This is a genomic window from Micromonospora sp. WMMD734 (assembly GCF_049178975.1).
Taxonomy (GTDB): domain Bacteria; phylum Actinomycetota; class Actinomycetes; order Mycobacteriales; family Micromonosporaceae; genus Micromonospora; species Micromonospora wenchangensis.
Window position 1 is genome coordinate 6,918,086 of sequence record NZ_JBMHMK010000001.1, and the last position, 25,768, is coordinate 6,943,853.

Sequence of the window (25,768 nt, forward strand, 5' to 3'; positions counted from 1 at the left end):
GACGGATCTACTTACCGAGGGAGGAAGGTATGACGCTGTGGCATAAATATGACGGACAGGAATACCCGTCGCCGGAGTGAAGCTCTCCCGCCGACTCCGGATCAGGCTGCCCGCAGAAACACGCAAGGGACCACCCGGCAGCGTGTCGGGAGGTCCCTTCGGCGGGTCGCGACAGTCTTGTTCTATCGCGATGTATCGCGTTATGCTTCCTCCGTGCAGTGGCGCGGCCGTCGGCCGTGGCCCCCGGAGGGAGACGTCATGGCCAGCTGGAAGCTCGACAGACCACAACGGATCGCCGTCGAGGGCCCGGTCACCCGGCTCGACGTACGTCTGATCACCGGGCGGCTCAACGTGGTCGGCACCGACGGCCCGGCCCGGGTCGACGTCACCCGGGTCAGCAGCCGGCCGGTCATCGTCGAGCACCGCGACGGCGTCCTGCGGATCGGGCACGAGCGGCCACCCCGCCGGCCCGGGTTCCTCTGGTGGCTCGGTCAGCTCGGCCGCCGGTTCCGGGCCGAGGTCTCCATCGCCGTCCCCACCGGGACCCTGGCCGACCTGCACCTGGTCGACGGCACGCTGGTCGCCTCCGGGCTGTCCCACGACACCACGGTGGACGTCACCTCCGGGCAGATCACCCTGATGGGCCTGGCCGGGCGCACCGACGCGCGGATCGTCTCCGGCCCGGTCGAGGCGCTCGGCGTCACCGGCGACCTCCTGCTGAACACGGTCTCCGGCGAGGTGACCCTCGCCGACAGCGCGGCCGGCCGGGTGCACGCCACCACCGTCTCCGGAGCGATCACCTGCGACCTGGACAATCCCCGGCACAGCGACATCCGGCTCACCACCATCTCCGGGCCGATCACCGTACGGGTCCGCGAGGACAGCGACCTCGCCGTCCACCTGCACACCACCTCGGGCCGGATCACCAGCGGTTTCCCCCAGGTCAGTGGCGGGGTCGGCGTCGGACCGGTCAAGGACAGCCACGGAGTGCTCGGCGCGGGCGCGGGTAAGCTCTGGGTGTCCGCGACCTCCGGCAGCATCGCGCTGCTCGCCCGGCCGGTGGACGCCGACCAGGAGGAGCTGCCGTGACCGCCGTGTTCAGTCACGGGCGGCTGCGGCTCTACCTGCTCCGGCTACTCGACGACGGCCCCAAGCACGGCTACGAGCTGATCCGGCTGCTGGAGGAGCGCTTCCTCGGCCTGTACGCCCCCAGCGCCGGCACCATCTACCCCCGGCTGCAACGGCTGGAGGCCGACGGGCTGGTCACCCACACCGCCGCCGGTGGCCGCAAGGTCTACGAGATCACCGAGGGGGGCCGGGCCGAGCTGCGGCAGCGTGCCGACGAGCTGACCGCCCTGGAATCCGACATCTCGGCCTCGGTGCAGGATCTCTCCGCGCTGGCCGGGGAGATCCAGACCGAGGTACGCGGCTCGGTGCGTGACCTCAAACGGGAGCTGCGCGAGGCCACCCGGCAGACCCGGCAGACCCGCTGGGACCGTCCGGCCGCCTCCGGCCCGCCCGGCCCGGCGACCCCCACCACCGGCGGCCCGCCCCTGCTGGCCGAGTTCGACAAGCGGCTGGCCGAGTTCACCGTCGAGGTCGGGGCCCTGGTCCGGGCCGGCCGGCTCAGCGACACCCAGCTGCGCACGGCGATCCGGGTGCTCGACGGCGCGTTGGACGGGTTGCGTCGGCTGCTGCGGTGACGGCCACCGCCGGGCACCGACCGCCACCCCGGCCGGCGTGGACGGCTTCACAGGTTTTTTGCAGGAACCGTCCAGCGCCGGCGCAGCGACGTCACGGATGATGGCCAGCATGGCCGCTACCCAGACCGAGGCGCGACTGCTCGTCGTCGAGGACGACCCCAACATCCTCGAACTGCTCTCCGCCAGCCTCCGCTTCGCGGGGTTCGACGTGGCGACCGCCACCAGTGGCAGCGCGGCCCTGAACGCGGCCAAGGACCACCGTCCCGACCTGGTGGTGCTCGACGTGATGCTGCCCGACCTGGACGGCTTCGAGGTCATCCGGATGCTCCGCGAGGGCGGCACGCGTACCCCGGTGGTGTTCCTGACCGCCCGGGACGCCACCGACGACAAGATCCGTGGGCTCACCCTGGGCGGCGACGACTACGTCACCAAGCCGTTCAGCCTGGAGGAGCTGACCGCCCGGATCCGGGCGGTGCTGCGGCGTACGGCCACCGGCGAGCACGCCCCCTCCCGGCTCACCTTCGCCGACCTGGAGCTGGACGAGGAGACCCACGAGGTGCACCGGGCCGGCCAGCGGGTGCAGCTCTCGCCGACCGAGTTCAAGCTGCTGCGGTACCTGATGCTCAACGCCAACCGGGTGCTGTCCAAGGCGCAGATCCTCGACCACGTGTGGAACTACGACTTCCGGGGCGACGACAACATCGTCGAGTCCTACATCTCCTACCTGCGCCGCAAGGTCGACAACACCCAGCCCCGTCTGATCCACACCCTGCGCGGCGTGGGCTACGTCCTGCGCAAGCCGGCGGCGTGAGCCCGCTCGACGAGGCGAAGGGACGGATCCGGAGCGTTCCGCTACGGGTCAAGCTGGTCGCGGCGGTACTCACCCTGGTCGCCGTCGCCCTCGTGGTGATCAGCTCGCTCACCACGTACTTCCTGCGGGAGTACCTGATCGGGCAGGTCGACGGCGAGTTGCAGTCGGCCAGCGTCCAGGTCGGCCGGGCGCTGCCGGACCTGGAGAGCGGACGGGTCAAGGCCGCGCTGCCCACCGACTACGTCGTCGCGCTCGCCGACGAGGACACCTCCCGGTTCATCGGGTACGACCCGGCGCTCGAACCGGACGACCTTCCTCCGGTCCCGGCTGACCTACCCGGTTTCCGGGCCGACGAGGGCGAACCGTTCACGGTCCGGTCCCAGGACGGCCGGGAACGGTGGCGGATGCTCTACCGGGAACTCTCCGACGGCCGGGTGCTCGCCGTCGGGCAGCACCTCACCGACGTCGACCTGGCCGTCAAGCGGTTGATCTGGATAGACATGCTGGTCGGCGGGGCGGTGCTGATCCTGCTCGCCTCGATCGGCGCGGCCATCGTGCGGACCAGCCTGAAACCGCTGGTGGAGATCGAACGGACGGCCGCCGCGATCGCCGGTGGTGACCTGACCCGCCGGGTGCCCGACCCCGAGGAGGGGCAGGAGTGCGCCACCTCCGAGCTGGGCCGGCTCTCCCGGGCGTTGAACGCGATGCTGGCCCAGATCGAGGCCGCCTTCACCGCCCGCGCCGCCTCGGAGATGGCGGCCCGTACGGCCGAGGCCGGCGCCCGGGACGCGGCGCACGCCGCGCTGGCGTCCGAGGCCCGCGCCCGGCGGTCGGAGGAGCGGATGCGGCAGTTCGTCGCGGACGCCTCGCACGAACTGCGTACCCCGCTGACCACCATCCGGGGCTTCGCCGAGCTGTACCGGCAGGGCGCGGCCCGCGCCCCCGAGCAGACCGCCGACCTGCTGCGCCGCATCGAGGACGAGGCGGCCCGGATGGGGCTGCTGGTGGAGGATCTGCTGCTGCTCGCCCGGCTGGACCGGGAACGCCCGCTGTCGCTGGCCCCGGTGGAGCTGCCGGTGCTCGCCTCCGAGGCGGTCGAGGCGGCCCGGGTGGTCGCCCCCGAACGGCACATCGAGCTGGAGATCACCCCGAACTCGGGCCCGCTGGTGGTGTACGCCGACGACGCCCGCCTGCGTCAGGTGATCGGCAACCTGATGACCAACGCGTTGACGCACACCCCGCCGGAGGCGTCGGTGACCCTGCGGTTGTGTTCCGAGGACGGGAACACGGCAGTGGTGGAAGTGGTGGACACCGGGCCGGGACTCGCCCCGGAGCAGGCCGAACGGGTCTTCGAGCGGTTCTACCGCGCCGACGCGGCCCGGACCCGCCGGGCCAGCGGGATCACCAGCACCGGACTGGGCCTGGCCATCGTCGCGGCACTGGTCACCGCCCACCAGGGCACCGTCGAGGTGGACGAGACCCCGGGCGGCGGGGCCACCTTCCGGGTCCGGCTGCCCCTGCTGCCCGTGGTCGACGGCGACCCGGAGTAACCCTCACCGACCCCGTGGTGACTTTCAGAAAACTTCCAGGCGGGTTCCAGGTGGGTGACAGTGCGACGGGGAAAACTAGGGGGCATGACCGAGTTCGAGACCGACCCGCAGCGTCGGCCGGCTTCCTCCGACGCCGAGCCGTCGCACCCCTCCGCCGAGCCGTCCCGCGCCACGCGCGGCGAGTCCGACACCCCCAACACCCCCGGTCAGGCCGCCGGCACCGCGGGGGAGCCGGCCGGCACGGCCAACCCCGGACCGGCGTACGCGCCGCCCGCGTCGCCGTACGCGCCGCCCGCCGCCGGGTATCCGCAGTCCTCCCCGTACCCGTCCGGTGGCGGCGACCAGGCGTACCGGCCCGGCTATTCCGGGTCCTCCGGCTACCCGGGCCACGCCCCGGCGGGGCAGTACCCGTCGGCCGGCTACCAGCCCGGCCAGCAGCAGTCCGGGTGGGCCGGTGGCTACCCCGGCCAGCACCGTCCCGGCCAGCCGGGTGCGGCCACCCCGTCGGCCGGCTACCCCGGTCAGCCAGGTGTCGGCTACGGTCAGCCCGGCGCGGGCCAGCCGTCCGCCGGCTACCCGGGGCAGGGCGGTCCGCAGCACCCCGGCCAGCCGACCCCGTGGACGCCCACCCCGGCGCCCCAGGCCGGCAAGGTGGCCAAGTTCGTCGGAGCCGGGGTGGCGGTCTTCGCGCTGATGCTCGGCTCCGGCGTGGCCGGTGGCGCGCTCGCCCTGGCGGTCGACGGCGACCGGGGCGGCATCACCCGCAACTACTCGGCCGCGCCGGTGATCAACAGCGCCGACCTGCCGAAGATCGCGGCGTCGGTGCAGGACAGCGTGGTCTCGATCATCACCGACAATGGTGAGGGGTCGGGTGTGATCCTCAGCGCCGACGGCTTCGTGCTGACCAACAACCACGTGGTCGCGTCCGCCTCCGGCAAGACCGTCCGGGTGGTTTTCGCCAACGGCAAGTCCGCCCCCGCCGAGATCCGCGGCACCGACCCGAAGACCGACCTCGCGGTGGTCCAGACCAGCGGCCTGGACAACCTCAAGGCGGCGAAGTTCGGCGACAGCGACGCCATGCAGGTGGGCGACCAGGTGCTCGCCCTGGGCAGCCCGCTCGGCCTGCAGGGTTCGGTGACCGCCGGCATCCTCAGCGCCCGCGACCGCACCATCCAGGCCGGCAGCGGCGACGGCCCGCAGCAGTCGCCGCAGGGCGGCGCCAGCTCGATCTCCGGCCTGCTCCAGACCGACGCCCCGATCAACCCGGGTAACTCCGGCGGCGCGCTGGTCAACACCCGGGGCGAGGTGATCGGCATCAACACCGCCATCGCCACCGCCGGGCAGGGCAGCACCGGCAACATCGGGGTCGGCTTCGCCATCCCGAGCAACAAGGCCAAGGACGTCGCCGAGAAGCTCCAGCGCGGCGAGAAGATCAGCCACCCGTCCCTGGGGGTCAGCGTCAACGCGGCCGAGGACGGCGGGGCGCTGGTGGCCGCCGTCACCGGGGGCAGCGCCGCCGAGAAGGCCGGCATCCAGCGCGGCGACGTGATCACCAAGTTCGGCGACACGGTGATCAACGACTCCAACGATCTGGTCGGTGCGGTGCAGGCCGGCAAGGTCGGCGACCGGGTCCAGGTGACCTACAAGCGAAATGGTGCCGAGGCGACTGCAACCGTGACGCTCGCCGAGACGTCGTAACCAGATACCTGCCTCCTCCGGGCGGCGGGCGGCGGAGCCAAGGGGGTTGGCTCCACCGCCCGCCGCCGCACGCGCCCCGGACGGGCCCCACCCGGCCGGGGCGCGTTTGCGTGTCCGGCCAGGGGGAAATCGCCGCCGATCCCGCCGGACACGCCTGCCGGACCGGGACAACGGGGGAGGATTCGTGGCAGTGACCCACCGTCCGTCGGAACGTCCGCCGTCCGGGCCGCCACTGCGGGTCGCGATGCTCGTGCCACCCTGGCTGTCGGTGCCCCCACCGGGGTACGGCGGGCTGGAGCAGGTGGTGCACGGGCTGGTGGACGCGCTGGTCGGGCACGGCCACCGGGTGACCCTCTTCGGGGCCGGCCGGCAGCACGGCACCACCGCCGACTTCGTCTCCACGATCGACGAGTTGCAGTACGACCGGCTGGGTGAGTCGTTGCCGGAGCTGGCCCACCTGGCCCGGATCAACAGGCTGGTCTCCGCCGCCGACTTCGACGTCATCCACGACCACACCACGATCGGGCCGCTGGTGGCCGGCCGCCGCGCGGTGCCCACCGTGGCCACCGTGCACGGCAACCCGGTCGGCGAGTACGGGGCGGTGCTCGGCGACACCGACCACGGGGTGGGCCTGGTGGCCATCTCGCACGCCCAACGGCGGGCCAACCCCACCCTGCCCTGGGTGGGTACGGTGCACAACGCGCTGGACAGCCGGGACGTGCCGGTCAAGCGGGCGCCCGGCCGGGGTCCGGTGCTCTGGCTGGCCCGGTTCAGCCCGGACAAGGGCCCCGACACGGCGATCCGGGCCTGCCGGGCGGCCGGCCTCCCGCTCACCCTGGCCGGCAAGTGCAACGAGCCCGCCGAACGCCGGTACTTCGCCGAGGTGGTCCAGCCGATGCTCGGCCACGACGTCGACGTGGTGATGAACGCCGACCGGGAGGCGACGCTGCGGCTGCTGGTCGACGCCCGCTGCCTGATCATGCCGATCCAGTGGGAGGAGCCGTTCGGCATGGTGATGGTGGAGGCCATGGCGACCGGCACGCCGGTGGTGGCGCTGCGCCGGGGCGCGGTGCCCGAGGTGGTGGTGGACGGGGTGACCGGGCTGGTCCGCGACCACGCCCGGGAGTTGCCGGCGGCCCTGCGCGAGGTGGTCCGGCTCGACCCGGCGGCCTGCACCGCGCACGTGGCCGAGCACTTCTCCACCGGGCGGATGGCCCTCGGCTACGAGGCGGTCTACCGGTCCGTCGCGTTCGGCACCGCCCCGACCGTGCGCCGGCCCGTCGGGCTGCGTACCCGCTGACGGGCGCGCGACCCGACGGCGCGCAGGCTCAGACGGTGGTCGCGGCCAGGTCCCGCACGGCGGCGTCGAGCTGCCGGCCGTACGCCTGGGTGATGCCCCCCTCGTCGACGCGGCGGGTGACCTTCTCGCGGAGCGCGGTCACCTGCGCCGGCACGTCGGAGCTGCCCGCGGCGGCCGACCGGGTCAGGTTCGCCAGCACATTGCGCAGGTCCAGACCGACGTCCTCGCGGACCTCGCCGGTGCGGACCCCGTCGTCGATCAGCCGGCGCAGCCGGTCGGCGGCCTCGGTCAAGCCGCCGCCGCCCTGGCCCCCGTCCGGGGTGGTGGCCGGCGGACGCGACGGTGCGGGTGCGGTGGTGGCCCGTCGGGGCGCCGGTGGCGGGGTGGGGTCCGCCGCCGGTTGGGTACGCGACGGTGTCGGTTCGCCCGCCGGGGTCTCGGTCCGCCCGGCCACCGGCGGGGAGTGGGTGCCGGGTTCCAGCAGCGGGGCGAGCAGAAGGACCGCCGCCGCGGTCAGCACCACCAGCACCCCCACCGCCACCAGCGGGCGGCGCGACGGCGGCAGCAGCTCCGGTTCGGCGGCCGCGTCACCCGGACCGCCCGGGCCCGCGTGCCGGGCGTCCGGGGTACCGGTGCCCGTCGTCGCCCCGGCCCCGGCCGCACCACCGACCGCGGCCCGGCCGGCCGGCGCGCTGCCGTCACCGGGGCCCGCCGATCCGGCACCGCCCGCCGCTGCCGCACCGATGCCTGTTGCCGCGCCGGCGGCGGCCAGGCCGGTCCCGGCGACCGGCGCGGTGGGCCGGTCGCCCGGGGCGTCGGCCCCGGCGACGGCGGGCAGGGTGACCGTCGGGGAGAGCATCGTGGCGGCCTGCGGATCACCCGGCAGCAACTGGTCGCGCAGGGCGGTGGCGACCTGGTGCGCGGTCGGCCGTTCCTGCGGATCCCGGGCCAGGCAGCGCAGACAGACATCGACCACCACCGGGGGCAGCCCCGGTACGCCGTCCAGCACCGGCGGCCGCTCGTCGGCGATCGCCGCGGCGAGCTGCTCCCAGGTCTCCGCCAGGTACGGCGGCTGCCCGGTCAGCGTCTCGTAGAGCAGCACGCCGAGGGAGTAGACGTCGGTCGACGGCTGGGCCGGCGCACCGTCCAACCGTTCCGGCGCGACGTACGCCGGGGTGCCGAAGGTGCCGCCGTCCTCGTCGTCGTCGGGGGTGCCGACCTGGGTGGCGATGCCGAAGTCGAGCACCTTCGCGCCGACCCGGGTCATCATCACGTTCGCCGGGGTGATGTCCCGGTGCACGATGCCGAGCCGGTGCGCCGCCGCCAGCGCCTCGGCCACCTGGGCACCGATCTCGACCGCCTCCGGCCAGGGCAACGGCCCCTCGCTCAGCCGGTGCTCCAACTCCTCGCCGGTGAGCAGCTCCATCACCACGAACGAGGTGATCTCGCCGTCCGGGGCGAGCGCCTCGCCGTAGTCGTGCACCGCGGTCACGTGCGGGTGGACCAGCTGGGCGGCCGAGCGTGCCTCCTCGCGCACCATGTCCCGGAACCGGGCGTCGGCGGCCAGCGACGGCGCGAGCACCTTGACCGCGACGACCCGGTCGAGCACCTCGTCGCGGGCCCGCCAGATCACCGACATCCCGCCGGCCCCGATCCTGTCGAGGAGCCGGTACCTGCGGGCCAGCAACCTACCGGCGTTCAGGGCTGCCATCAGTGTTCGCACCTGCCTGGGGTTCGGGGTGGTGTCAGGTTGCGGGAATGTGTCCCCCCTGTCAACGGTTGTCCAGTTGCCCGATGACCCTCCGCAGTGGTGTGTTCGCCCACCGCCACCGGTGCCGGGGCACGTGCGGCGGTGACCAGCGGCTGCGCCACGGTCACGGGCGGTGGCGTGCCAGGATGAACGGCATGAGTGGCGGTCCGGTGGCGTTCGTGCTCGGCGGCGGGGGAGTGCTCGGCGCGGTCGAGGTGGGGATGCTGCGTGCCCTGTTCCGGGCCCGGATCCGCCCCGACGTCGTGCTCGGCACCTCGATCGGCGCGGTCAACGGCGCGCTGGTCGCCGCCGACCCGTCCGAGGCGGTCACCGACCGGTTGGTCCGGCTCTGGGCCTCCCCGGAGGCGAGCGAGGTCTACGGCGACTCGGTCGCCCGGCAACTACGCCGGTTCGCCGCCCGTACCCACCTGCACTCGCCCCGGCCGCTGCGCAAGCTGCTGGAGGGGGAGTTGGGCGCGGACACCACCTTCGCCGACCTGAAGGTGCCGTTCCGCTGCTGCGCGGCCAACATCGAGCGGGCCGCCGAACACTGGTTCCACACCGGACCCCTGGTGTCGGCGGTGCTCGCCTCCGCCTCCGTGCCGGGGCTGCTGCCGCCGGCGCAGATCGACGGCCAGCACTACATAGACGGCGGGATCGTCAACTCGATCCCGATCGGCGAGGCGGTCGCCGTCGGCGCGACGCAGATCTTCGTCCTCCAGGTGGGGCGGATCGAACGGGAGCTGACGCCGCCCCGCCGGCCGTGGGAGATCGCCCAGGTCGCGTTCGAGATCGCCCGCCGGCACCGGTTCGCCCGGGAGATGGCCGCCCTGCCCGAGGGGGTACGGGTGCACGTGCTGCCGACCGGCGGGCTGGAACCGCGCGACGACAGCCCGTGGGCGTACCGGGACATGGCGGCGGTGGGGCGGCGGATCAGCCGCGCCTACACCGCCTCCCGGCACTATCTGGCGAGCCTGGACCGCTGATGCCGCTGCCCCCTCGGTGGGTACGCCGGCTGCTGTTCGCGCCCGGGGTGATCCTGCTCGCGGTCACGGTGCTGACCACGGTGCCGGTCTGGGCGCTGCTCGCGCTGGCCGCGTCGCCGTTCGTGCCGGGTCGGCTGCGTCCGCTGCGGCTGCTCTGGATCGGCTGCGTCTACCTGGTCTGGGACGCCGCCGCGCTGGTCGCCCTCTTCGTGCTCTGGCTGGCCTGCGGGTTCGGCAGGTGGAAGCGCACGCCTGCCTTCCAGCGGGCGCACTACGTGCTCGCCGGCTGGTTCCTGCGGGTGCTGTTCTGGCAGGCCCGGTGGACGCTGCGGCTGAGCATCGACGTGGTCGGCACCGACCCGGACACCGCCCTGCCGGGCCGGCCGGAACTGGTGCTCTGCCGGCACGCCGGCCCGGGTGACTCGTTCATCCTGATCCACTCCCTGGTCAACTGGTTCCAGCGGGAGCCCCGGATCGTGCTCAAGGAGGCGCTCCAGTGGGATCCGGCGATCGACGTGCTGCTCAACCGCCTGCCCAACCGGTTCATTGCCGCCGATGACGGAAAGGGGTCGGCGGTCCGGCAGATCGGTCACCTGGCCACCGGACTGGACGACGACGACGCCTTCGTGATCTTCCCGGAGGGCGGCAACTTCACCCCCGGCCGGCGGCTGCGGGCCATCGCCAAGCTGCGCGCGCTCGGTCTGGAACGGATGGCGGTCCGCGCCGAGCGGATGCAGCACGTGCTCGCCCCGCAGCCAGGCGGGGTGCTCGCCGCCCTGGACGCCGCCCCGGAGGCCGGCGTGATCTTCGTGGCGCACACCGGTCTGGACCGGATGCTGACCGTCGCCGACGTGTGGCGCGAACTGCCGATGGACAAACGAATCGTGATGCGGTTCTGGTCCGTGCCGCCAGAGGACGTCCCGACCGGCCGGCAGGAGCGGATCGACTGGCTGTTCGACTGGTGGGACCGGATCGACAGGTGGATCGCCGACAACCGGGACGGCGTGACGGCGGGGTGAACGCACCGTGACGGTCGACAGGTTCACCGCCATTCCCGCGTAGGGTGCGCAGGTGGACCAGATCTGCGTGGTGACGACGGTGGTGGACTCGCGCTCCGCCGCGGACCTGATGGCGGCCGCCGCGGTGGCCGGGCGACTGGCCGCCTGCGCCCAGGTCGGCGGTCAGGTCGACAGCACGTACTGGTGGCGGGCCGGGGTGGAGACCAGCACCGAATGGTCGGTGCAGTTCAAGACCGCCCCCGACCGGGCCGTGGCGCTGGTCGCCCAGATCCGGGCCAGCCATCCGTACGAGGTGCCCGAGATCCTGGTCACCCAGGCCCAGTGCGGCGACCCGGCGTACGCCGCCTGGGTGAACGAGAACACCCGTACCTAGGTACGGGCACTCTGGCCTCCGGTTGCGGCCCACCGGCAGGATGGCCGGGTGCAGAACACCGGTTACCCCTGCCCCCGCTGCGGAGCACCCGCCGAGCTGACCCGTGGGTGCGCCGGCTGCGGGCTCGGGCCGTACCCGCCCGCCGCCGAGGTGGTCCGGTTGGACCGGGAGATCGCCGCCCTCGGCCGGGAGGTCGAGCAGGCCCGGCAGGCGTACCAGGGGCTCGGCTCCCGGCTGCTCGCGACGCAGCGTCGACGGGCGGAGTTGGCGGCCCGTATCCGACGGGAGATCCCCGCGCCGGTCCCGGTCGGCGCGGCGGTCCACCCACCCGCGCCGGCCGCGCCTCCCGCCGCGCCGGCCGCCCGTCCCGCCGTGCCGGCCGCCCGTCCCGCCGTGCCGGCCGCCCGTCCCGCCGCGCCGGCCGGTCCGGTCGCGCCGCCGGTGCGCCCGGGGACGCCGGTACCCCCTGGCGCGTTCGCCGGTCCGGTGCCGCCGGCCGGGCCGGACGTTCCGGTTCGCCCGGAGACGTCCACCAGGACCATCCAGTGGCTGCTGTTCGTCCTTGGTGGCCTGCTGCTCGGCACCGCGGCGGTGGTCTTCACCGCCGTCGCCTGGGCCACCGTGGGGGTGGCCGGCCGGGCGCTGATCCTGGCCGCGTTCACCGCGCTCGCCCTGGCGGTGCCGCTGGTGGCGAAGTGGCGTGGCCTGCGCGGCACCGCCGAGACGTTCGCCGCCGTCGGTCTGCTGTTGGTGATCCTCGACGGGTACGCCGCCTGGTCGGTGAACCTGCTCGGCAGCGCCGACTGGCCGGGCACCCGCTACGCCGCCCTGGTCGCCGGCGTCAGCGCCGGGATCGCCGCCGGGTACGCCCTGCTCAGCCGGCTCACCGTGCCGTGGTTCGCGGCGCTGCTCGTGGTCCAGCCGGTGCTGCCGCTCACGGTGGCGCAGTCCCGTCCGGGGGCGACCGGCTGGACGCTGACCTTTCTCGGGGTGGCGCTGCTCGACCTCGCGGTGGTGGTCGTGCTGCGCCGCCGCTCCCCGGCCCCGGCCGGGCCTGATCCCGCCGCTGCGGTTCCGGCCGCAGCGGCGTCACCCGCAGCGGCCGTGGCCGTCGCGGGTCCGGGGGGAGGGGTGGTGGTGCCCGCCGGGGGGTCGGGCACCACCACCGCCCCGGCGGACGGGGGTCCGGCGGCCGGCGGGGGGCCGGTCGCCGGGCCGTCCGGTGCCGTGTTCGCCGGACTGCTGCTCGGCTGGCTCGGCTTCGGTGCCACGTCGACCGTCGCCGCGAGCTGCGCCCTGGTGCCGTTGGCGCTGGGCCGTGCCGCCGGTCTGCCGCTGCTCGCCGGCCTGCCGTTGCTCCTCGTCGGCCTGGTCCTGGCCGGTGCGGCCCGGGTCGCCGCAGCAGCGGTGTTCCGGCAGATCACCGTCGGGCTGCTGGTGCCGCTGCTGGCCGTCGCGGTGCTGCGGCCGGTCGCGGAACTGCGGGCCGGGTTCCTGCTGCTCGCCGTCGGCCTGGTGGCCGCCGCCCTGGCCGGTGCCGTCCGGCTGCTGCCGCTTCGGCACCGTACCGGCCCCCGGGTCGGCGCACTCTTGGTCGCGGGCGGCGCGGCCCAGGTCGTCGTGCTGGCCACCGGTGCCGTGGCGGCGCTCGCGGTGGACCGGTCACTGCCCGCCTGGCAGGGCGCCGCCGCCGGGCCCGATCTCGCCTGGGGCTGGCAGTTGCCGCTCGTCGTCCTGCTCACCGCCGGTGCCGTCCTCCTGCTGCTGCCGAGGGCGGCCCGCCCGGTGACCGTACTGCTGGCGGTGGTGGTCACGGCTGCGGCACTGCCGGCGGTGACGGTCACCCCGTGGCCGGCCACCCTCGCCGTCGACCTGGTCGTCGGGGCGGCGCTGCTGCCGGTCGCGGTGCTGCGCGGCCGGCGCGCCCCGACCGTGCTGGTCGGCGCGGCGGGGGCCGCGGTGCTGCTCGGGCACGGCCTGCTGGTGGCCTCGGCCGCCCCGGTCGGGATGCTGGTGGCGCTCGGGGTGGTGCTGGTCGCCGGGCTGGCGGTGGCGCTGCCCGGCCGCCCGGCGAGCGACGTCGCGGGCCGGGTCGCCGGGATCGCGCTGACGGTCGCGCTGCTCACCGTGCCGGCCGGCGCTTCGGTCGCGCTGCGGGCCGCCGGGGCACCACCCTGGTGGCAACTGCGGGCCGGATTCGCCGCCGCCGTGCTGCTGCTGGTCCCGCTGCTCGCCCTGCGTCGCCGCCGCCCCGACCTCGACGGGTACGCCGGCACCGCGCTCGCCCTGGCGCTCGCCGCCGTGGTCGCGCCGACCGTCGTACCCGGTGGGGAGCCGCTCGCGCTCTATGCGGCGCTCGCGGTCGTCGCGCTGGTGCCGGCCGACCGGCGGACCGCGTTGGTCACTCCCGGCCGGATGGTCGGTGCGGTGCTGGCCGGCCTGGCGCTGGTCGCCGCCGCGCCGGTGACCCTGGCCGCGCTCGTCGCCCCCTACGGCGGGCCGGTGCGGCCCTGGTCGGGAGTGCCGACCGGGGACGGTCCGCTCGGTGCCCCCACGGTCGGGGCGGCGCTGCTGGTCCTGGCCGGTACGGCCGCGCTGGTCGTCCGCCGGCACACCGGTGATCGGTCCGGGGCGGCCGTCGCCGCGCTGCCGTTCGGGGCGGCGGCGCTGCCCGTGCTGCTGATCGGCGTGGCCGCCCCCTGGCCGGCGGTGCCGGCGGCGGTGCTGCTCGTCGGGGTGGCCGCCCTGCTCACCGCCACGCTCACCGGCCCGACCCGGCCCACCGCCCCGGGCGCGGCCGCCCCTGGCATGGCGGCCCCGGGCGGGGGCGCTTCGGGCGTGGCCGCCCCGGGCATGGCCGTGCCGGGTGTGGCCGCCCCGGGCGTGGCCGTGCCGGGCGTGGCCGCCCCGGGCGTGGCCGTGCCGGGCGTGGCCGCCCCGGGCGTGGCCGCCCCGGGCGTGGCCGTTTCGGGCGGGGGCGTTTCGGACGGGGGCGTTCCCCACGGGGCCGCCCCGGCAGTTCCCGGGGCCGCACCGACACCGGCCCACCGGGGTGGCCGGGCGCTCCTGGTGCCGGTGACCACCCCGATCGGTCTGCTGTGGACGGTCGCCGGCCTGGTCGGGCTGCTCGCCACCCGGGCCGGCACGCTGGCCGGGCTCGCCCTGCTGGTGGTCGCGGCGGCGGTGGTCGGCGCGATCGGCAGGCGGGCCGAGATACGGCTGCTGGGCTTCCTGACCGCCGTCGCGGCGGCCACCGGGTTCGCGCTCACCGCGCCGCTGGCCGCCGACCTGCCGCTGCGTACCGCCGGCTTCCCGGTGCTCGGGGTGGCGGTGGCGGTGCTCCTCGGCGCACCCGCGCTGGCCCGGCGCGGCTCGTTCACCGTACGGGCGCTGGAGGTTGCCGCGCAGGCGGTGGCCGTGCTCGCCCTGCTGCTCACCGTCGGCGCGATCCGGTACGCGGCGGTGATCTGCGTACTCTGGGGGGCCGCCGCCGCACTGCGGGTGCTGTACCCGGGCCAGTCGGCCGGCCGGCGGTGGGCGTTCGGGGCGGTGGCCGGCGGCAGTGAACTGCTCGGGGCGTGGCTGCTGCTGATCAGCGGCGAGGTGGTGCTGCTGGAGGCGTACACCCTGCCGGCGGCCGGGTTGACCCTGGTGGCCGGCCTGCTCGCGCTGCGTACCCGACCCGGGTTGACCAGCTGGCTCGCCCTCGGCCCCGGGCTCGCCGCGGCTCTGCTGCCCAGCCTGGTGTCGGTGCTGGTGGCCGCCGACCCGCAGCCGTGGCGACGGCTGCTGCTGGGCGGTGCCGCCCTGGCCGTGGTGCTGGTCGGCGCGGTCCGCCGCTGGCAGGCGCCGGTGGTGCTCGGCGGGGGTGCCCTCGTCCTGCTCGCGCTGCACGAACTGGTCCGGGGCTGGGACCTGCTGCCCCGCTGGATCTACCTGGCCGTCGGCGGGCTGGCGTTGATCACCCTCGCCGCCACCTACGAGCGGCGTCGGCGCGACGTGGCCCGGCTGCGCGCGGCGGTGGGCCGGATGGGCTGACCCGGGCACCGGTAGGGTCGTGCCAGGGCAGCGCCTGTTCACCCCGGCGGGCAGGTGCCGACCGGGCCCGGTGGTGGCGGCCCGGCCGATCGACGACATCCTCCGGAGCGCGCGATGAGATTCGAGATCAGCAAGGTGCTGGACGCCATCGAGGGGCGGGTCTGCACCGATCCGTCCCTGGCCCGAGCCGTACTCGACCTGGCCGAGGTGATCCGCTACCAGGATCTCGACGGTGGCCGCCCGGCCAGCCTGCTGCGGCTCGGCATGGTGATCGACGCGCTCTCCCGCGAGCTGGCCGAGGACAGTGTCCCGGTCTACGCGATCGTGCACCGGGCGCTGCTCTCCGACGCCGACCTCACCTCGAACGAACGGATGGTGGTCCGCCGCTGGGCCGACGACGGCCTGGTCGAGGTGCTCGACAACCCGGGTGACCGGATGCTGGAGGTGGCCGACCTGCTCGGTCTGCCGGTGGTCAGCCGGGTCCGCTTCGACGGCCTGCGCGGCCGGTTCCCGTGGCTGGTGGAACAGCCGGGGCGGGTCGTCGCCCCGGTGCCCGGCGCGGGCGGCCCGGCGTTCGTCGCACACGTCGGCGGCGGGCACACCCCGGTCGAGGGCGACCGGTCCCCGGTCGGCGGGCAACTGCTGGCCCGTAGGTGGCGCTGCCCGGAGCCGGGCTGCGCGCTGTTCGGCGGCGGTGGGGGCGGTGGGGCGTTCGCCGACCTGGCCCGGGTGGACCGCGCCCCGGCCGGTCAGCCGCCGCCGGCCCTGCGCCACGGCGTGCCGACCTGCCCCCGGCACGGTGCCCGGCTCTCCGACGCCGGGCCGCGCCCGCGCAGCGAGGTGCTGGCGATCCGGATCGGTGGCCTGATCCGCCGCCGTTTCGTCCTCACCGAGGACGAGCCGGTGACGGTCGGCCGGGCCCCCGAGGAGACCGGGGGCGTGATGCTCGGGCAGTGGCTCAACGACGAGGCGCGGCGCTGGATCAGCCGGGCGCACGTCCGGTTCGAGCTGCGCGTCGGCGAGGTCATCGTCACCGACGTCAGCACCAACGGCTCCGGCATCCGGCCGAACGGCTCGATGACCGAGGCCGACCGCGTCCCGCTGGCCCCGAAGCAGTCCCGGGTGCTCGGCGGCGCGGACATGGTGGAGCTGTACCCGGGGGTGCAGGTGGGCCGGGCCCGGGAACTGCCCACCGGTGCGGCGTTCACCCCGACGTCGGTGATGGCCGAGGCACCCACCATGGCGATGCGGCTGCCGCGCAACTGAGCGGTGGTCGCCCGGACCGGCCGGTCACCGGCTCACCGCGACCGGCGGCCGGCACGGCGGGCGTCGACCCCGACGCCCGCCGTCCCCACGAGGCTCAGCCGGCCAGCACCGCCGCGACCTGTGCCACCGCGTGGTCGATCTCGTCGGAGGTGATCACCAGCGGCGGGGCCAGCCGGATGGTCGAACCGTGGGTGTCCTTGGCCAGCACGCCCCGCTCCATCAGCCGCTCGCACGCCTGCCGCCCGGTCATCAGCGCCGGGTCGATGTCGACACCCGCCCACAGCCCGCGCACCCGTACCGCCACCAGCCCGCTGCCGAGCAGACCCTTCAGCCCGGCGCGCAGCCGCTCGCCCAGCTCGGCGGAGCGGTGCTGGAACTCGCCGGTGGCCAGCAGCCGGACCACCTCGGTGGCGACCGCGCAGGCGAGCGGGTTGCCGCCGAAGGTCGAGCCGTGCTGGCCCGGCCGGAGCACCCCGAGCACGTCGGCGTCCGCGGCGACCGCGGAGACCGGCACGATGCCGCCGCCGAGCGCCTTGCCCAGCAGGTACATGTCCGGTACGACGCCCTCGTGGTCGCAGGCGAAGGTGCGCCCGGTCCGGCCCAGGCCGGACTGGATCTCGTCGGCGATGAACAGCACGTTCCGGTCGGTGCAGACCCGGCGTACGCCAGGCAGGTAGCCCTCCGGCGGCAGGACCACGCCCTGCTCGCCCTGGATCGGCTCCAGCAGCACGGCGACGGTGTTCTCGTCGATCGCCGCCTCCAGCGCCGCCAGGTCGCCGTAGGGCACCACGGTGAACCCGGGCGTGTACGGCCCGAAGTCGGCGCGGGCGTCGTCGTCGGTGGAGAAGCTGACGATGGTGGTCGTCCGGCCGTGGAAGTTCCCGTCGGCGACGATGATGTTCGCCTGCCCGGGGGTGACCTTCTTGACCTGGTAGCCCCACTTGCGGGCCACCTTGATGCCGGTCTCCACCGCCTCCGCACCGGTGTTCATCGGCAGCACCAGGTCCTTGCCGCAGAGCGCGGCCAACTCCCGGCAGAAGTCGGCGAACTGGTCGTGGATGAACGCCCGGCTGGTGAGGGTGAGCCGGTCGAGCTGCTCGTGGGCGGCCCGGACCAGGGTCGGGTGCCGGTGGCCGAAGTTCAGCGCCGAATAGCCGGCCAGGCAGTCCAGGTAGCGGCGACCGTCCACGTCGGTGAGCCAGGCGCCCTCGGCCGACGAGATCACCACCGGCAGCGGGTGGTAGTTGTGCGCGGTGTACCGCTCCGCGTCCCGCACGGCGGACGGGGTCCGCAGCATGTCCTCGATCACTGGCTCGCCTTTCCCTGACGGAGTCGCAACGTGCAGCACTTCGGTCCGCCGCCGGCCTTGCGCAGCTCGGACAGGTCGACACCGATGGTCTGGTAGCCCCGGTCGCGCAGCTGCGCGGCCAGCCCGGTGGCCTGTGCGGGGAGCACCACGTGCCGGCCGTCGCCGACCGCGTTGAGGCCGAGCACCTCCGCGTCGGCCATGGTGGCGTGGACCGCGTCCGGGAAGAGTCGGCGCAGCACCGCCCGGCTGCCGGGGGAGAACGCCTCCGGCAGGTACGCCACGGTCCGCTCGTCGAGGACGGTCAGCGCGGTGTCCAGGTGGTAGAAGCGCGGGTCGACCAGTTGCAGGGTGACCACGGGGTAGCCGAAGACCTCCTGCAACTGGGCGTGCGAGGGGTGCGCGGTGCGGAACCCGGTGCCGGCGAGCAGGTGGTCGCCGACCAGCAGCACGTCGCCCTCGCCCTCGTTGACGTGCTTCGGGTCGTACACCTCGAAGCCGGCGGCCTCGAACCAGGCCCGGTAGGCGGGGGCCTCGTCGGCGCGCTGCGGGTCGCGGAACTGCACGGCCATCGCCCGGTCGCCGATGACCGTGCCACCGTTGGCGGCGAAGACCATGTCCGGCAGGCCGGGGACCGGGTCGATCAGCTCGACGGTGTGGCCGAGGTCGAGGTAGGTGCGGCGCAGCTGCTCCCACTGCCGGACCGCCAGGGCGGTGTCGACCGGCGCGGTCGGATCCATCCACGGGTTGATGGCGTAGTCGACGGCGAAGTACGTCGGCCGGCACATCAGGAAGCGCTGGCTGGTGGCGTCCATCGTCATTGTCCTGCTCCCGGGGTCGGGCGCGCCCGGCCTCCGTGGCCCACGGGCTGGCGCCGTGGCTCAACGGTATGCGGCCCGGCCGTACGACAACCACCGCCGAACCGTGCGTCCGGCGGTGGTTCGTTGCGTTTGACCCGACCGCGACGGCGATCCGTTGCGTGAGGGCGAACCGCGAAGGGGCCGCCACCCCGGCGGGAGGTGACGGCCCCTGTGCGCATCGGTGGCGGCGAACCGCTGCCCCCGAACGAGTGGGTGCCCGGCTGGTGAACCACCAGACTGGTCGGGCGGTGCCGGCGAGCCGGCTGGTCCAACATCGCCGGCGAACCGCCGGCGAGATCAAATGTGCCCTCAGAACCGGTCCACAAACTGTGAGTCAAGCCACTCCCGGAACCGGGCCACCCAGTCGCCGTCGGTGGTCGGCCAGTCGAACTGGCCGGTGAAGGCGAGCACGCCCAGCACCACCGCGGTCAGGCCGACCAGCACGCCGAGCAACGCGTCAGTGGTGCCGGCCACGTGCCGACGCCGGGTCGCGACCAGGCCCAGCACCGCGAAGACCGCGCCGAGCGCGCCGAGGGCGATGCCGTACCCGGCCAGGGTGCCGGTGAGCACGAACGCCGCACCCACCACCGAGACGATCAGGCCGAGGGTGGCGAGCAGGCTGGTCCTCGGCTTCGGTCCGGCCACCACCGGCGGCTCCGGGCGGGCCCCGTCGGTGGTCACCCGGTCCCGGTCGGCGGGGCGGGTGTCGGCGGGCGGGGTCGGCGCGACGGGCGTCCGGTCCCGGTCGACCGGCCGGTCCGGCACCGGACGCGGCGCGGGGTCGGGGACCCGCATCGGGTCGGTCGGCGTGCGCGGCTCGTCGTCGACGGTCGTCGACCGGGCGGCGGCGGCGCTGCGGGTGCCGTCGACGGCGCTGCGGGCGGTCGCTGCCCGCGCCAGCGCGGCGCGCTCCGCCGCCCGCTGCTCCGCGTCGCCGTCGGTGGCAGCCCGGCCCTCGGCGGTGCGCCGCGGCAGGTCGGCATCGCGCTGGCCGTCGGCGGTCGGCGACCCGCTGCGGTACGTCGTCCGGTCGCCGTCCCGGTCCGTCACCACCGGCTGGCCGTCGCGCGCGTCGACCACCCCGTCGCCGTTGCTGTCCTGCGCCGTACGACGCCGCAGGAGCGAAGGAACGTTCACCACCACACCTCCTTGTCGATGCGTGCAGCCTCGGAAGGGTCGGTGGCCGCCACGCGGGAACGACCGGTATGTACCCCGTGCGTCGATCGACCACACGCCGACCGTCGGGGGGTGCGTGCTTGGCGGGGGCGGTGTGAGCCCGGTGGTCGGCTGGCCGGAGAGCTCGACCGCCCATCCGGCCCGAGCTCGGCGCTCCACGACGCCTGACTACCCTTGGTACCCGTGCCAGAGGGACACACCATCCACCGCCTCGCGACCCGGCACGCCGAGTTGTTCGCCGGCGACAAGGTCACCGCCAGCAGCCCACAGGGCCGCTTCACCGAGGGCGCCGCGCTGATCTCCGGCAGCGTCCTGGACGGCACCGAGGCGTACGGCAAGCACCTGCTGCACCACTACGCCGACGAGCGCACCCTGCACGTCCACCTGGGCCTGTACGGCAGGTTCACCGACGGGGACGGCGAGCCGCCCGTACCGGTGGGGCAGGTCCGGTTGCGGCTGGCCAGCGACCGGCACTGGCTGGAGCTGCGCGGACCCACCGCCTGTGACCTGCTCACCCCGCCCGAGGTGGCGGCGCTGCGCGACCGGCTCGGCCCGGACCCGCTGCGCGCCGACGCCGACCCCGACCGCGCGTACGCCCGGATCGGGCGCAGCCCGACCCCGCTGGCCGCGCTGCTGCTCGACCAGTCGGTGGTGGCCGGCACCGGGCTGATCTTCGTGACCGAGGCGCTGTTCCGGGCCGGCCTGCGGCCGACGCTGCCCGGCCGGCAGCTCACCCCGGCCGGCTGGACGGCGCTCTGGGCCGACCTGGTGGCGCTGATGACCAGGGCGGTGGGCAGCGGCCGGATCGACACCGTCCGCGACGCCCACCTGCCCGAGGCGATGGGCCGCCCCGCCCGGGTCGACCGGCACGGCGGCGAGGTGTACGTCTACCGCCGCGCCGGCGCGCCCTGCCACGTCTGCGGCGGCCCGGTCAGCCGGGGCGAGCTGGCCGGCCGCAACCTCTACTGGTGCCCCACCTGCCAACGCTGAGCGTGGGTGGGCCCTGCCCACCGGCCGGTACCGCCACCTGCCGCACTTGCCCGCCCGGCCGTGCCGGCGGGGGCACCTACGCGCCGTCGACCAGCCAGCGGGCCACCTCGACCTGGTTGGGGAAGACCGTGTCGCCGTCCAGGCTCCAGGCCAGGCAGTGCGCGACCGTCCAGCCGGCCACCCGGTCCCGGTCCAGGCCGAGCGCACCGGTGACCCGATCCAGCCGACGCCGTACCGCCGCCGGGGAGTGTCCCAGCTCGACGCCGCGCACGATCGGCACCACCGCGAACTCCCGCTCACCCAGCAGCGGCTTCGGGTCGATCACCAGCCACGGTTCGCGGGTGGCCCGCAGCACGTTGCCGGCGTGCAGGTCCTGATTGACCAGCACCTGCTCGCCCTGGGTGTCGACCAGCCGGTCGAGCTGGTCGAGCGCCGCGTCGACCAGCCGCCGTCCGTACGGCCGGCCGGCCCGTTCCCACTGCTCGGGCAGCCGGTGCCGCCAGCCCGTCGCCTCCTCGGCGAGCGGGATGAACGGCCCGGCCGGCCGCCGCCACAGCCGGGGCAGCAGGCCGGCCACCACGTCCACCGCCTCGTCGGCGGGCACCTCGTGCAGGGGTGAACCGGGCCGGCACCGCTCCACCAGCAGCGCCCGCCGCTGCGGGTCGTGGGCGAGCAGCCGGACCGCCGCCTCGCCGTCCCAGTGCGCCAACGCGTCGGCCTCGTGCCGGCTGTCCGGGGCCGGATACTGCAACTTCAGCACCGCCGGGGTGCCGTCGGGCAGGTCGGCGGGCATCGCCAGCGAGGCGAACGCGTACGGGAAGGGCGGCCCGAGCCGCAGCGACCACTGCCGCGCGCACTCGTCCCGCCACCGGGGCAGGGTGGCCAGCCACTCCCGCCCCTCCGGCGTCTGCCGCACCCACGACAACCCGGCCGGAATCTCCACCGCCCCATTGTGGCGACCGTGGAGAGTTGTTGCTGCCCTGGCGACAACAACTCTCCACACAGAACGCGACGACCGGATGCGCCGGGGCCGCGTACCGCCGGGCGGCAAGGCAGGGGGCGGCGGGGCTGGTCAGGGGTGCCAGCCGGCGGCGGTGAGGGCGGCGCGGAGCTGGGCCGCCACCTCGTCGGGGCGGTGGCGGACGTCGAACGCGGTGAACCGCAGGATCCGGTCCCCGGAGATCCACACCCCGTTCTGCCGGCGCAGGTCCGCCGCCCACTGCCGGACGTCCATGTGGTGTGCCCCGTCGACCTCGACGTGCAGCCCCCACCGCCGCCAGTAGGCGTCCAGGTAGCGGGTCCGCCCGTCGGCGTCGAGTCGCCGTTCCTGCAACTCGGGCCGGGGCAGCCCGTACCGGCGACAGAGCCGGACCAGGTCGATCTCGGACAGCGCCTCCGCGCCGCCGGCCAGGTCGGCGACGGTGTGCCGGATCAGAGTCGACCGGCGCAGGCGGGGCAGCCGACGGGACACCGCGTCGAGTTCCCCGGGGGTGACCCGGCGCTGCTGGCAGCCGGCCGCCAGCACCGCCTGGGCGTCGTCGTCGCTGCGCATCCACTGAGCCGCGTCGATCAGCGAGCGGGCCATCGTGGTGCGGTCCGGCCGCCCCCGTTGCCGGTCCTCGTCGCCCAGGTGCCGGGTCCGTCGTACCCGCACCGCCGGCATGCCGAGCGGCAGCCGGCGCAGCAGGTCGGGGGCCTGCCGTTGGTACGGGATCAGCACGTCCACCGCCTCGTGCCGCCAGCGTCCGCGCAGGCCCCCCGCCTGGGCCGCCGCGAGACCGGCCAGGACGGCGTCGGCACCGGCGGCCAGCACCGCCACCCAGCGTGCCTGGTCGACGGTCACCGGGCCGCCGCCGGCCCGCAGGATGCCCCGGCACACCCGCTCCCACCGGCCGGTGGCCAGCAGGTGGCGGACCCGGGAAGGGGTGAGTTCGGCGGTGGCCTGCGCCCAGCTCACCACCCCGGCCTGCGTGAAGAGCAGCCAGTCGAGGGCGGCATCGTCGTCGCCGGGCATCCGCATCCGACGAGCAGACCATGCTTTGTGGAGAGTTGTTGTCGCCCCAGCGACAACAACTCTCCACAAAGGGACGCGTGCCGACGCACCGTCACGCGATGGTGCGGCGTGCGGCGCGCGGTGGAGCGGTACGGCGCGCCTTGCGCGGCGGTGCGGCGCAGAGCGGGGCGGGGTGGCGCGGGTGGTCGGTGGGGGTGGGCGGTAGGCGGTGCGGGTCAGCGGCCGAGGGCGTCGACGGCCTTGCGGGCGGCGATCAGCACCGGGTCCCACACCGGCGCGTACGGCGGGGCGTAGCCGAGGTCGAGGGCGGTCATCTCGTCCACCGTCATCTCGTTCCACAGCGCCACGGCCAGCGCGTCGATCCGTTTCGCCGCCTCGGAACGGCCGACGATCTGCGCGCCGAGCAGCCGACCGGTGGGCCGTTCGGCGATCAGCTTGACCGTCATCGACTGGGCCCCCGGGTAGTAGCCGGCCCGGTTGGTCGACTCGGCGATCACCGAGACGAACTCGAACCCGGCCGCCGTGGCGTCCCGCTCCCGCAGCCCGGTACGCCCCACCTCCAGGTCGCACACCTTCGTCACGGCGGTGCCGATCACCCCGGGGAAGGTGGCGTACCCGCCGCCGATGTTGATCCCGGCGACCCGGCCCTGCTTGTTGGCGTGGGTGCCGAGCGGGATGTGCACCGACATGCCGGTGACCCGGTGCAGGGTCTCCACGCAGTCGCCGGCCGCCCAGACGCCGGGCACCCCGGCCACCCGCATCCGCCGGTCCACCCGTACCCCGCCGGACGCGCCCAGCGGGAGGCCGGCGGCGGCGGCGAGCGCGGTGTTGGGGCGTACGCCCAGGCCGAGGACCACGACGTCGGCCGGCACCGGGCCGGCGGAGGTGACCACCGCGGACACCCGCCCGTCGCGCTGCTCGACCCCGCTGACCGTGACACCGGTACGGATCTCGACGCCCAGCCCGCGCATCGCCTCGGCGACCAGGCCGGCCATGTCCTCGTCGACGGTGGCCATCGGCTGCTCGGCCCGTTCGACCAGGGTGACGGCGAGCCCGCGTTGGATCAGCGCCTCGGCCATCTCCACCCCGATGTAGCCGCCGCCGACCACCACCGCCCGGGTCGGCGTCGGGTCGGCGTCCAGCCATTCCCGCAGCGCCGCCGCGTCGTCCAGGGTCTGGATGCCGAAGATGCCGTCGACGTCGTCGCCCGCCCAGTCGGGCTGGTTGGGCACCGAGCCGGTGGCGTACATCAGGGTGTCGAAGCGTTCGCGGACCTCGCCGCCGTCGTCGAGCCGGCGGGCGGTGACCTCGCGGCGGTCGAGGTCGATGCCGGTGACCTCGGTGCGCAGCCGTACGTCGATGGCGAAGTCGTCCCGGAAGGTGGCCGGGTCGCGGGCGATCAACGCGTCCCGCTCCTGCACCAGCCCACTGATCCAGTACGGGATGCCGCACGCCGAGTACGACGTGAAGTGTCCCCGCTCGAACGCCACGATCTCCAGGTCGTCGACGCCCCGGCGGCGACGGGCCTGGGACGCCGCCGCCATCCCGGCGGCGTCCCCACCGACCACGATCAGCCGCTCCGTCACGACGCCCAGTCTTCCACGCGCCGGCCGCCCCCGGGCCGGCCAGCGGCAGGCCGGGCGGCGGCGGCCCGGCGGGTGGCGGCCCGGCGGGTGGCCCGCCGGCCGTCGACCGGCCGGCCGGCGTCGGGCCGGTCAGCCACGGGTCTGCCGGGCGACCTCGGCGACCACGTCCTCCAGCCGGCCCGAGCGGGCGAACACGGCCCGCTGCCGGGCCGCCCCGGTGCCGTGCCGGCGCAGCGTGGCCAGCAGTTCGGTCACCTCGGCCAGGTCGTCGTGCGCCGCAAGCGCCGGGCGGACCCGTTCGACCAGCCGGTCGACCAGCTCCCACGCCGGGCGCAGTTCGCCGTTGGCCAGGTCGACGCCGTCGCCCTCCAACCCGTCGTGGGCGGCCCGCCAGTGCGCGGCGACCAGCAGGTGGTGGTCGGTGTTCACCGGTGGGCGGCCCGCCGCCACGTCGTCCATGGCGGTGGCGACCAGCGCCCGCACCAGCCCCGCCACCAGCACCGCGTCGTCCACCGACGGGCAGACGTCACCGATGCGGACCTCCACCGTCGGGTACTTCGCCGACAGCCGGGCGTACCAGTAGAGCATCCCCTCGTCGAGCATCACCCCGCTGGCGATCAACTGCCTGATCAGCCGCTCGTAGTGCTCGTACGACTCCAGGTAGGGGGTGGGCGCGACCGACGGCCAGCGTTCCCACTCGACGGACCGCCAACTCGCGTAGCCGGTGTCGACCCCCTCGGAGAAGGGCGAGTTGGTGGTCATCGCGTGCAGCACCGGCAGCCACGGCCGGATGTGGTTGAGCACCTGCACGCCGGTGTCCGGGTCGGGCACGCCCACGTGCACGTGCATGCCGTTGTTGCCGGGGCCGGGCACCAGCAGCCGGAACCGGTCGATCATCCGGTCGAAGCGGGGCTTGTCCACCACCGGCGGCACCGGTCCCGCCACCGGCCCGGTGCCGATCGCCAGCACCCGGACGCCGGCCCGCTCGGCGGCGTCGGCCAGCGCGCCGCGCAGCACGCCCAGCGAGTGCCGGATCGAGCCCAGGTCCAACCCGGGCGGGCTGCCGATCTCGATCTGGCTGGTCTGGAACTCCCGCTCCACCTGCCCGCGCAGTTCGGCCGGCACCTGCTCCATGACCAGGTCGACGGCGGGCACCGCGGCACCGGTGTGCGGATCGACCAGGAGGAACTCCTCCTCCACGCCCACCGTGAGCCGGTCGGGCCCGGTCCGCTCCGGAGCCACCGCCCCGGCCGCCACCCCACTGGTCATCGCCATCACCGTCCGTCCCGTCCCGCCGCGGCGGGAGCGCCGCGGTGCTGTCCGCCCATTACCCGCGGTGTCC

At 75.0% G+C, this 25,768-nt stretch carries 19 protein-coding genes and 2 pseudogenes; 13 read left to right on the forward strand and 8 right to left on the reverse strand.

Features of this window, described 5'->3' with window-relative positions; all coding sequences use genetic code 11:
• The first annotated feature begins 258 nt into the window (after positions 1-258).
• The 7 genes and pseudogenes from ACN267_RS30270 to ACN267_RS30300 all read left to right on the forward strand — a co-directional run bounded on the left by ACN267_RS30270 (position 259) and on the right by ACN267_RS30300 (position 7,062).
• A complete protein-coding gene (locus ACN267_RS30270) occupies positions 259-1,089 on the forward strand; it encodes a DUF4097 family beta strand repeat-containing protein (RefSeq protein WP_204957943.1) in 831 nt (276 codons plus the stop codon).
• Positions 1,086-1,703 carry a PadR family transcriptional regulator gene (locus ACN267_RS30275; RefSeq protein WP_204957944.1) on the forward strand — a complete coding sequence of 206 codons (618 nt, stop codon included), beginning with the start codon at positions 1,086-1,088 and terminating at the stop codon, positions 1,701-1,703. The genes ACN267_RS30270 and ACN267_RS30275 overlap by 4 nt, the downstream gene beginning before the upstream one ends.
• Positions 1,704-1,812: 109 nt before the next feature.
• Positions 1,813-2,514 carry a response regulator transcription factor gene (locus ACN267_RS30280; RefSeq protein ID WP_204957945.1) on the forward strand — a complete coding sequence of 234 codons (702 nt, stop codon included), beginning with the start codon at positions 1,813-1,815 and terminating at the stop codon, positions 2,512-2,514.
• Positions 2,511-2,676, forward strand: a pseudogene (locus ACN267_RS30285) (two-component sensor histidine kinase); the annotation flags it as partial. The gene ACN267_RS30280 and the pseudogene ACN267_RS30285, both read left to right, overlap by 4 nt.
• A 137-nt stretch (positions 2,677-2,813) precedes the next feature.
• Positions 2,814-4,064, forward strand: a pseudogene (locus ACN267_RS30290) (sensor histidine kinase); the annotation flags it as partial.
• 84 nt (positions 4,065-4,148) lie between these two features.
• Positions 4,149-5,762 carry a S1C family serine protease gene (locus ACN267_RS30295; protein ID WP_281894277.1) on the forward strand — a complete coding sequence of 538 codons (1,614 nt, stop codon included), beginning with the start codon at positions 4,149-4,151 and terminating at the stop codon, positions 5,760-5,762.
• Between the two features lie 190 nt (positions 5,763-5,952).
• On the forward strand, positions 5,953-7,062 hold the full coding sequence (locus ACN267_RS30300) for a glycosyltransferase family 4 protein (protein WP_372445961.1): 1,110 nt from the start codon (positions 5,953-5,955) through the stop codon (positions 7,060-7,062).
• 28 nt (positions 7,063-7,090) lie between these two features.
• On the opposite strand, the gene ACN267_RS30305 is transcribed toward ACN267_RS30300, so the two are convergent.
• Complete coding sequence (locus tag ACN267_RS30305; protein WP_281894280.1) at positions 7,091-8,773, reverse strand: serine/threonine-protein kinase; 1,683 nt, start codon at positions 8,771-8,773, stop codon at positions 7,091-7,093.
• A 194-nt stretch (positions 8,774-8,967) separates the two neighbouring features.
• Between ACN267_RS30305 and ACN267_RS30310 the strand changes: the two genes are divergently transcribed.
• The 5 genes from ACN267_RS30310 to ACN267_RS30330 all read left to right on the forward strand — a co-directional run bounded on the left by ACN267_RS30310 (position 8,968) and on the right by ACN267_RS30330 (position 16,494).
• Positions 8,968-9,798, forward strand: coding sequence for a patatin-like phospholipase family protein (locus ACN267_RS30310; protein WP_088645980.1), 831 nt, complete (start codon positions 8,968-8,970; stop codon positions 9,796-9,798).
• A complete protein-coding gene (locus ACN267_RS30315) occupies positions 9,798-10,817 on the forward strand; it encodes a 1-acyl-sn-glycerol-3-phosphate acyltransferase (RefSeq protein ID WP_204957949.1) in 1,020 nt (339 codons plus the stop codon). Before ACN267_RS30310 ends, ACN267_RS30315 begins: the two co-directional genes overlap by 1 nt.
• A gap of 52 nt (positions 10,818-10,869) precedes the next feature.
• Positions 10,870-11,190 carry a divalent-cation tolerance protein CutA gene (gene cutA / locus ACN267_RS30320; RefSeq protein WP_204957950.1) on the forward strand — a complete coding sequence of 107 codons (321 nt, stop codon included), beginning with the start codon at positions 10,870-10,872 and terminating at the stop codon, positions 11,188-11,190.
• 48 nt (positions 11,191-11,238) lie between these two features.
• The gene (locus tag ACN267_RS30325) at positions 11,239-15,228 is read left to right on the forward strand and encodes an SCO7613 C-terminal domain-containing membrane protein (protein ID WP_421490182.1); all 3,990 of its coding nucleotides are present in this window, start codon (positions 11,239-11,241) and stop codon (positions 15,226-15,228) included.
• 114 nt (positions 15,229-15,342) lie between these two features.
• Positions 15,343-16,494 carry an FHA domain-containing protein gene (locus tag ACN267_RS30330; protein ID WP_204957952.1) on the forward strand — a complete coding sequence of 384 codons (1,152 nt, stop codon included), beginning with the start codon at positions 15,343-15,345 and terminating at the stop codon, positions 16,492-16,494.
• Positions 16,495-16,588: 94 nt separating this feature from the next.
• On the opposite strand, the gene rocD is transcribed toward ACN267_RS30330, so the two are convergent.
• From rocD to ACN267_RS30345, 3 genes are all read right to left on the reverse strand, one after another.
• Entirely contained in the window at positions 16,589-17,803 is a 1,215-nt protein-coding gene (gene rocD / locus ACN267_RS30335) for an ornithine--oxo-acid transaminase (protein ID WP_421490183.1), read from the reverse strand.
• Complete coding sequence (gene ddaH / locus ACN267_RS30340; protein ID WP_204958212.1) at positions 17,800-18,615, reverse strand: dimethylargininase; 816 nt, start codon at positions 18,613-18,615, stop codon at positions 17,800-17,802. Before ddaH ends, rocD begins: the two co-directional genes overlap by 4 nt.
• Before the next feature lie 354 nt (positions 18,616-18,969).
• Entirely contained in the window at positions 18,970-19,800 is an 831-nt protein-coding gene (locus ACN267_RS30345; protein WP_421490184.1) for a thrombospondin, read from the reverse strand.
• Between the two features lie 219 nt (positions 19,801-20,019).
• Here ACN267_RS30345 and ACN267_RS30350 point away from each other — a divergent pair, with 219 nt between their 5' ends.
• Positions 20,020-20,826 carry an Fpg/Nei family DNA glycosylase gene (locus ACN267_RS30350; RefSeq protein ID WP_421490185.1) on the forward strand — a complete coding sequence of 269 codons (807 nt, stop codon included), beginning with the start codon at positions 20,020-20,022 and terminating at the stop codon, positions 20,824-20,826.
• A gap of 76 nt (positions 20,827-20,902) precedes the next feature.
• On the opposite strand, the gene ACN267_RS30355 is transcribed toward ACN267_RS30350, so the two are convergent.
• From ACN267_RS30355 to ACN267_RS30370, 4 genes are all read right to left on the reverse strand, one after another.
• Positions 20,903-21,769, reverse strand: a complete 867-nt coding sequence (locus tag ACN267_RS30355; RefSeq protein WP_421490186.1) for an aminoglycoside phosphotransferase family protein — start codon at positions 21,767-21,769, stop codon at positions 20,903-20,905.
• Between the two features lie 129 nt (positions 21,770-21,898).
• Entirely contained in the window at positions 21,899-22,846 is a 948-nt protein-coding gene (locus tag ACN267_RS30360) for a hypothetical protein (protein WP_281894618.1), read from the reverse strand.
• A gap of 209 nt (positions 22,847-23,055) precedes the next feature.
• Positions 23,056-24,426: an FAD-dependent oxidoreductase gene (locus ACN267_RS30365; protein WP_281894621.1), complete on the reverse strand. Its 1,371-nt coding sequence runs from the start codon at positions 24,424-24,426 to the stop codon at positions 23,056-23,058.
• Between the two features lie 129 nt (positions 24,427-24,555).
• Positions 24,556-25,695, reverse strand: coding sequence for a carboxylate-amine ligase (locus tag ACN267_RS30370; protein ID WP_281894624.1), 1,140 nt, complete (start codon positions 25,693-25,695; stop codon positions 24,556-24,558).
• Positions 25,696-25,768: the final 73 nt, after the last annotated feature.

Excerpts from the sequence above, each read along its gene's own strand:
- ACN267_RS30270 (WP_204957943.1), top strand. The coding sequence starts at position 259 with ATGGCCAGCTGGAAGCTCGACAGACCACAACGGATCGCCGTCGAGGGC.
- ACN267_RS30280 (WP_204957945.1), top strand. The coding sequence starts at position 1,813 with ATGGCCGCTACCCAGACCGAGGCGCGACTGCTCGTCGTCGAGGACGAC.
- ACN267_RS30295 (WP_281894277.1), top strand. The coding sequence starts at position 4,149 with ATGACCGAGTTCGAGACCGACCCGCAGCGTCGGCCGGCTTCCTCCGAC.
- ACN267_RS30305 (WP_281894280.1), bottom strand. The coding sequence starts at position 8,773 with ATGGCAGCCCTGAACGCCGGTAGGTTGCTGGCCCGCAGGTACCGGCTC.
- ACN267_RS30310 (WP_088645980.1), top strand. The coding sequence starts at position 8,968 with ATGAGTGGCGGTCCGGTGGCGTTCGTGCTCGGCGGCGGGGGAGTGCTC.
- ACN267_RS30315 (WP_204957949.1), top strand. The coding sequence starts at position 9,798 with ATGCCGCTGCCCCCTCGGTGGGTACGCCGGCTGCTGTTCGCGCCCGGG.
- ACN267_RS30330 (WP_204957952.1), top strand. The coding sequence starts at position 15,343 with ATGAGATTCGAGATCAGCAAGGTGCTGGACGCCATCGAGGGGCGGGTC.
- ddaH (WP_204958212.1), bottom strand. The coding sequence starts at position 18,615 with ATGGACGCCACCAGCCAGCGCTTCCTGATGTGCCGGCCGACGTACTTC.
- ACN267_RS30360 (WP_281894618.1), bottom strand. The coding sequence starts at position 22,846 with ATGCGGATGCCCGGCGACGACGATGCCGCCCTCGACTGGCTGCTCTTC.
- ACN267_RS30370 (WP_281894624.1), bottom strand. The coding sequence starts at position 25,695 with ATGACCAGTGGGGTGGCGGCCGGGGCGGTGGCTCCGGAGCGGACCGGG.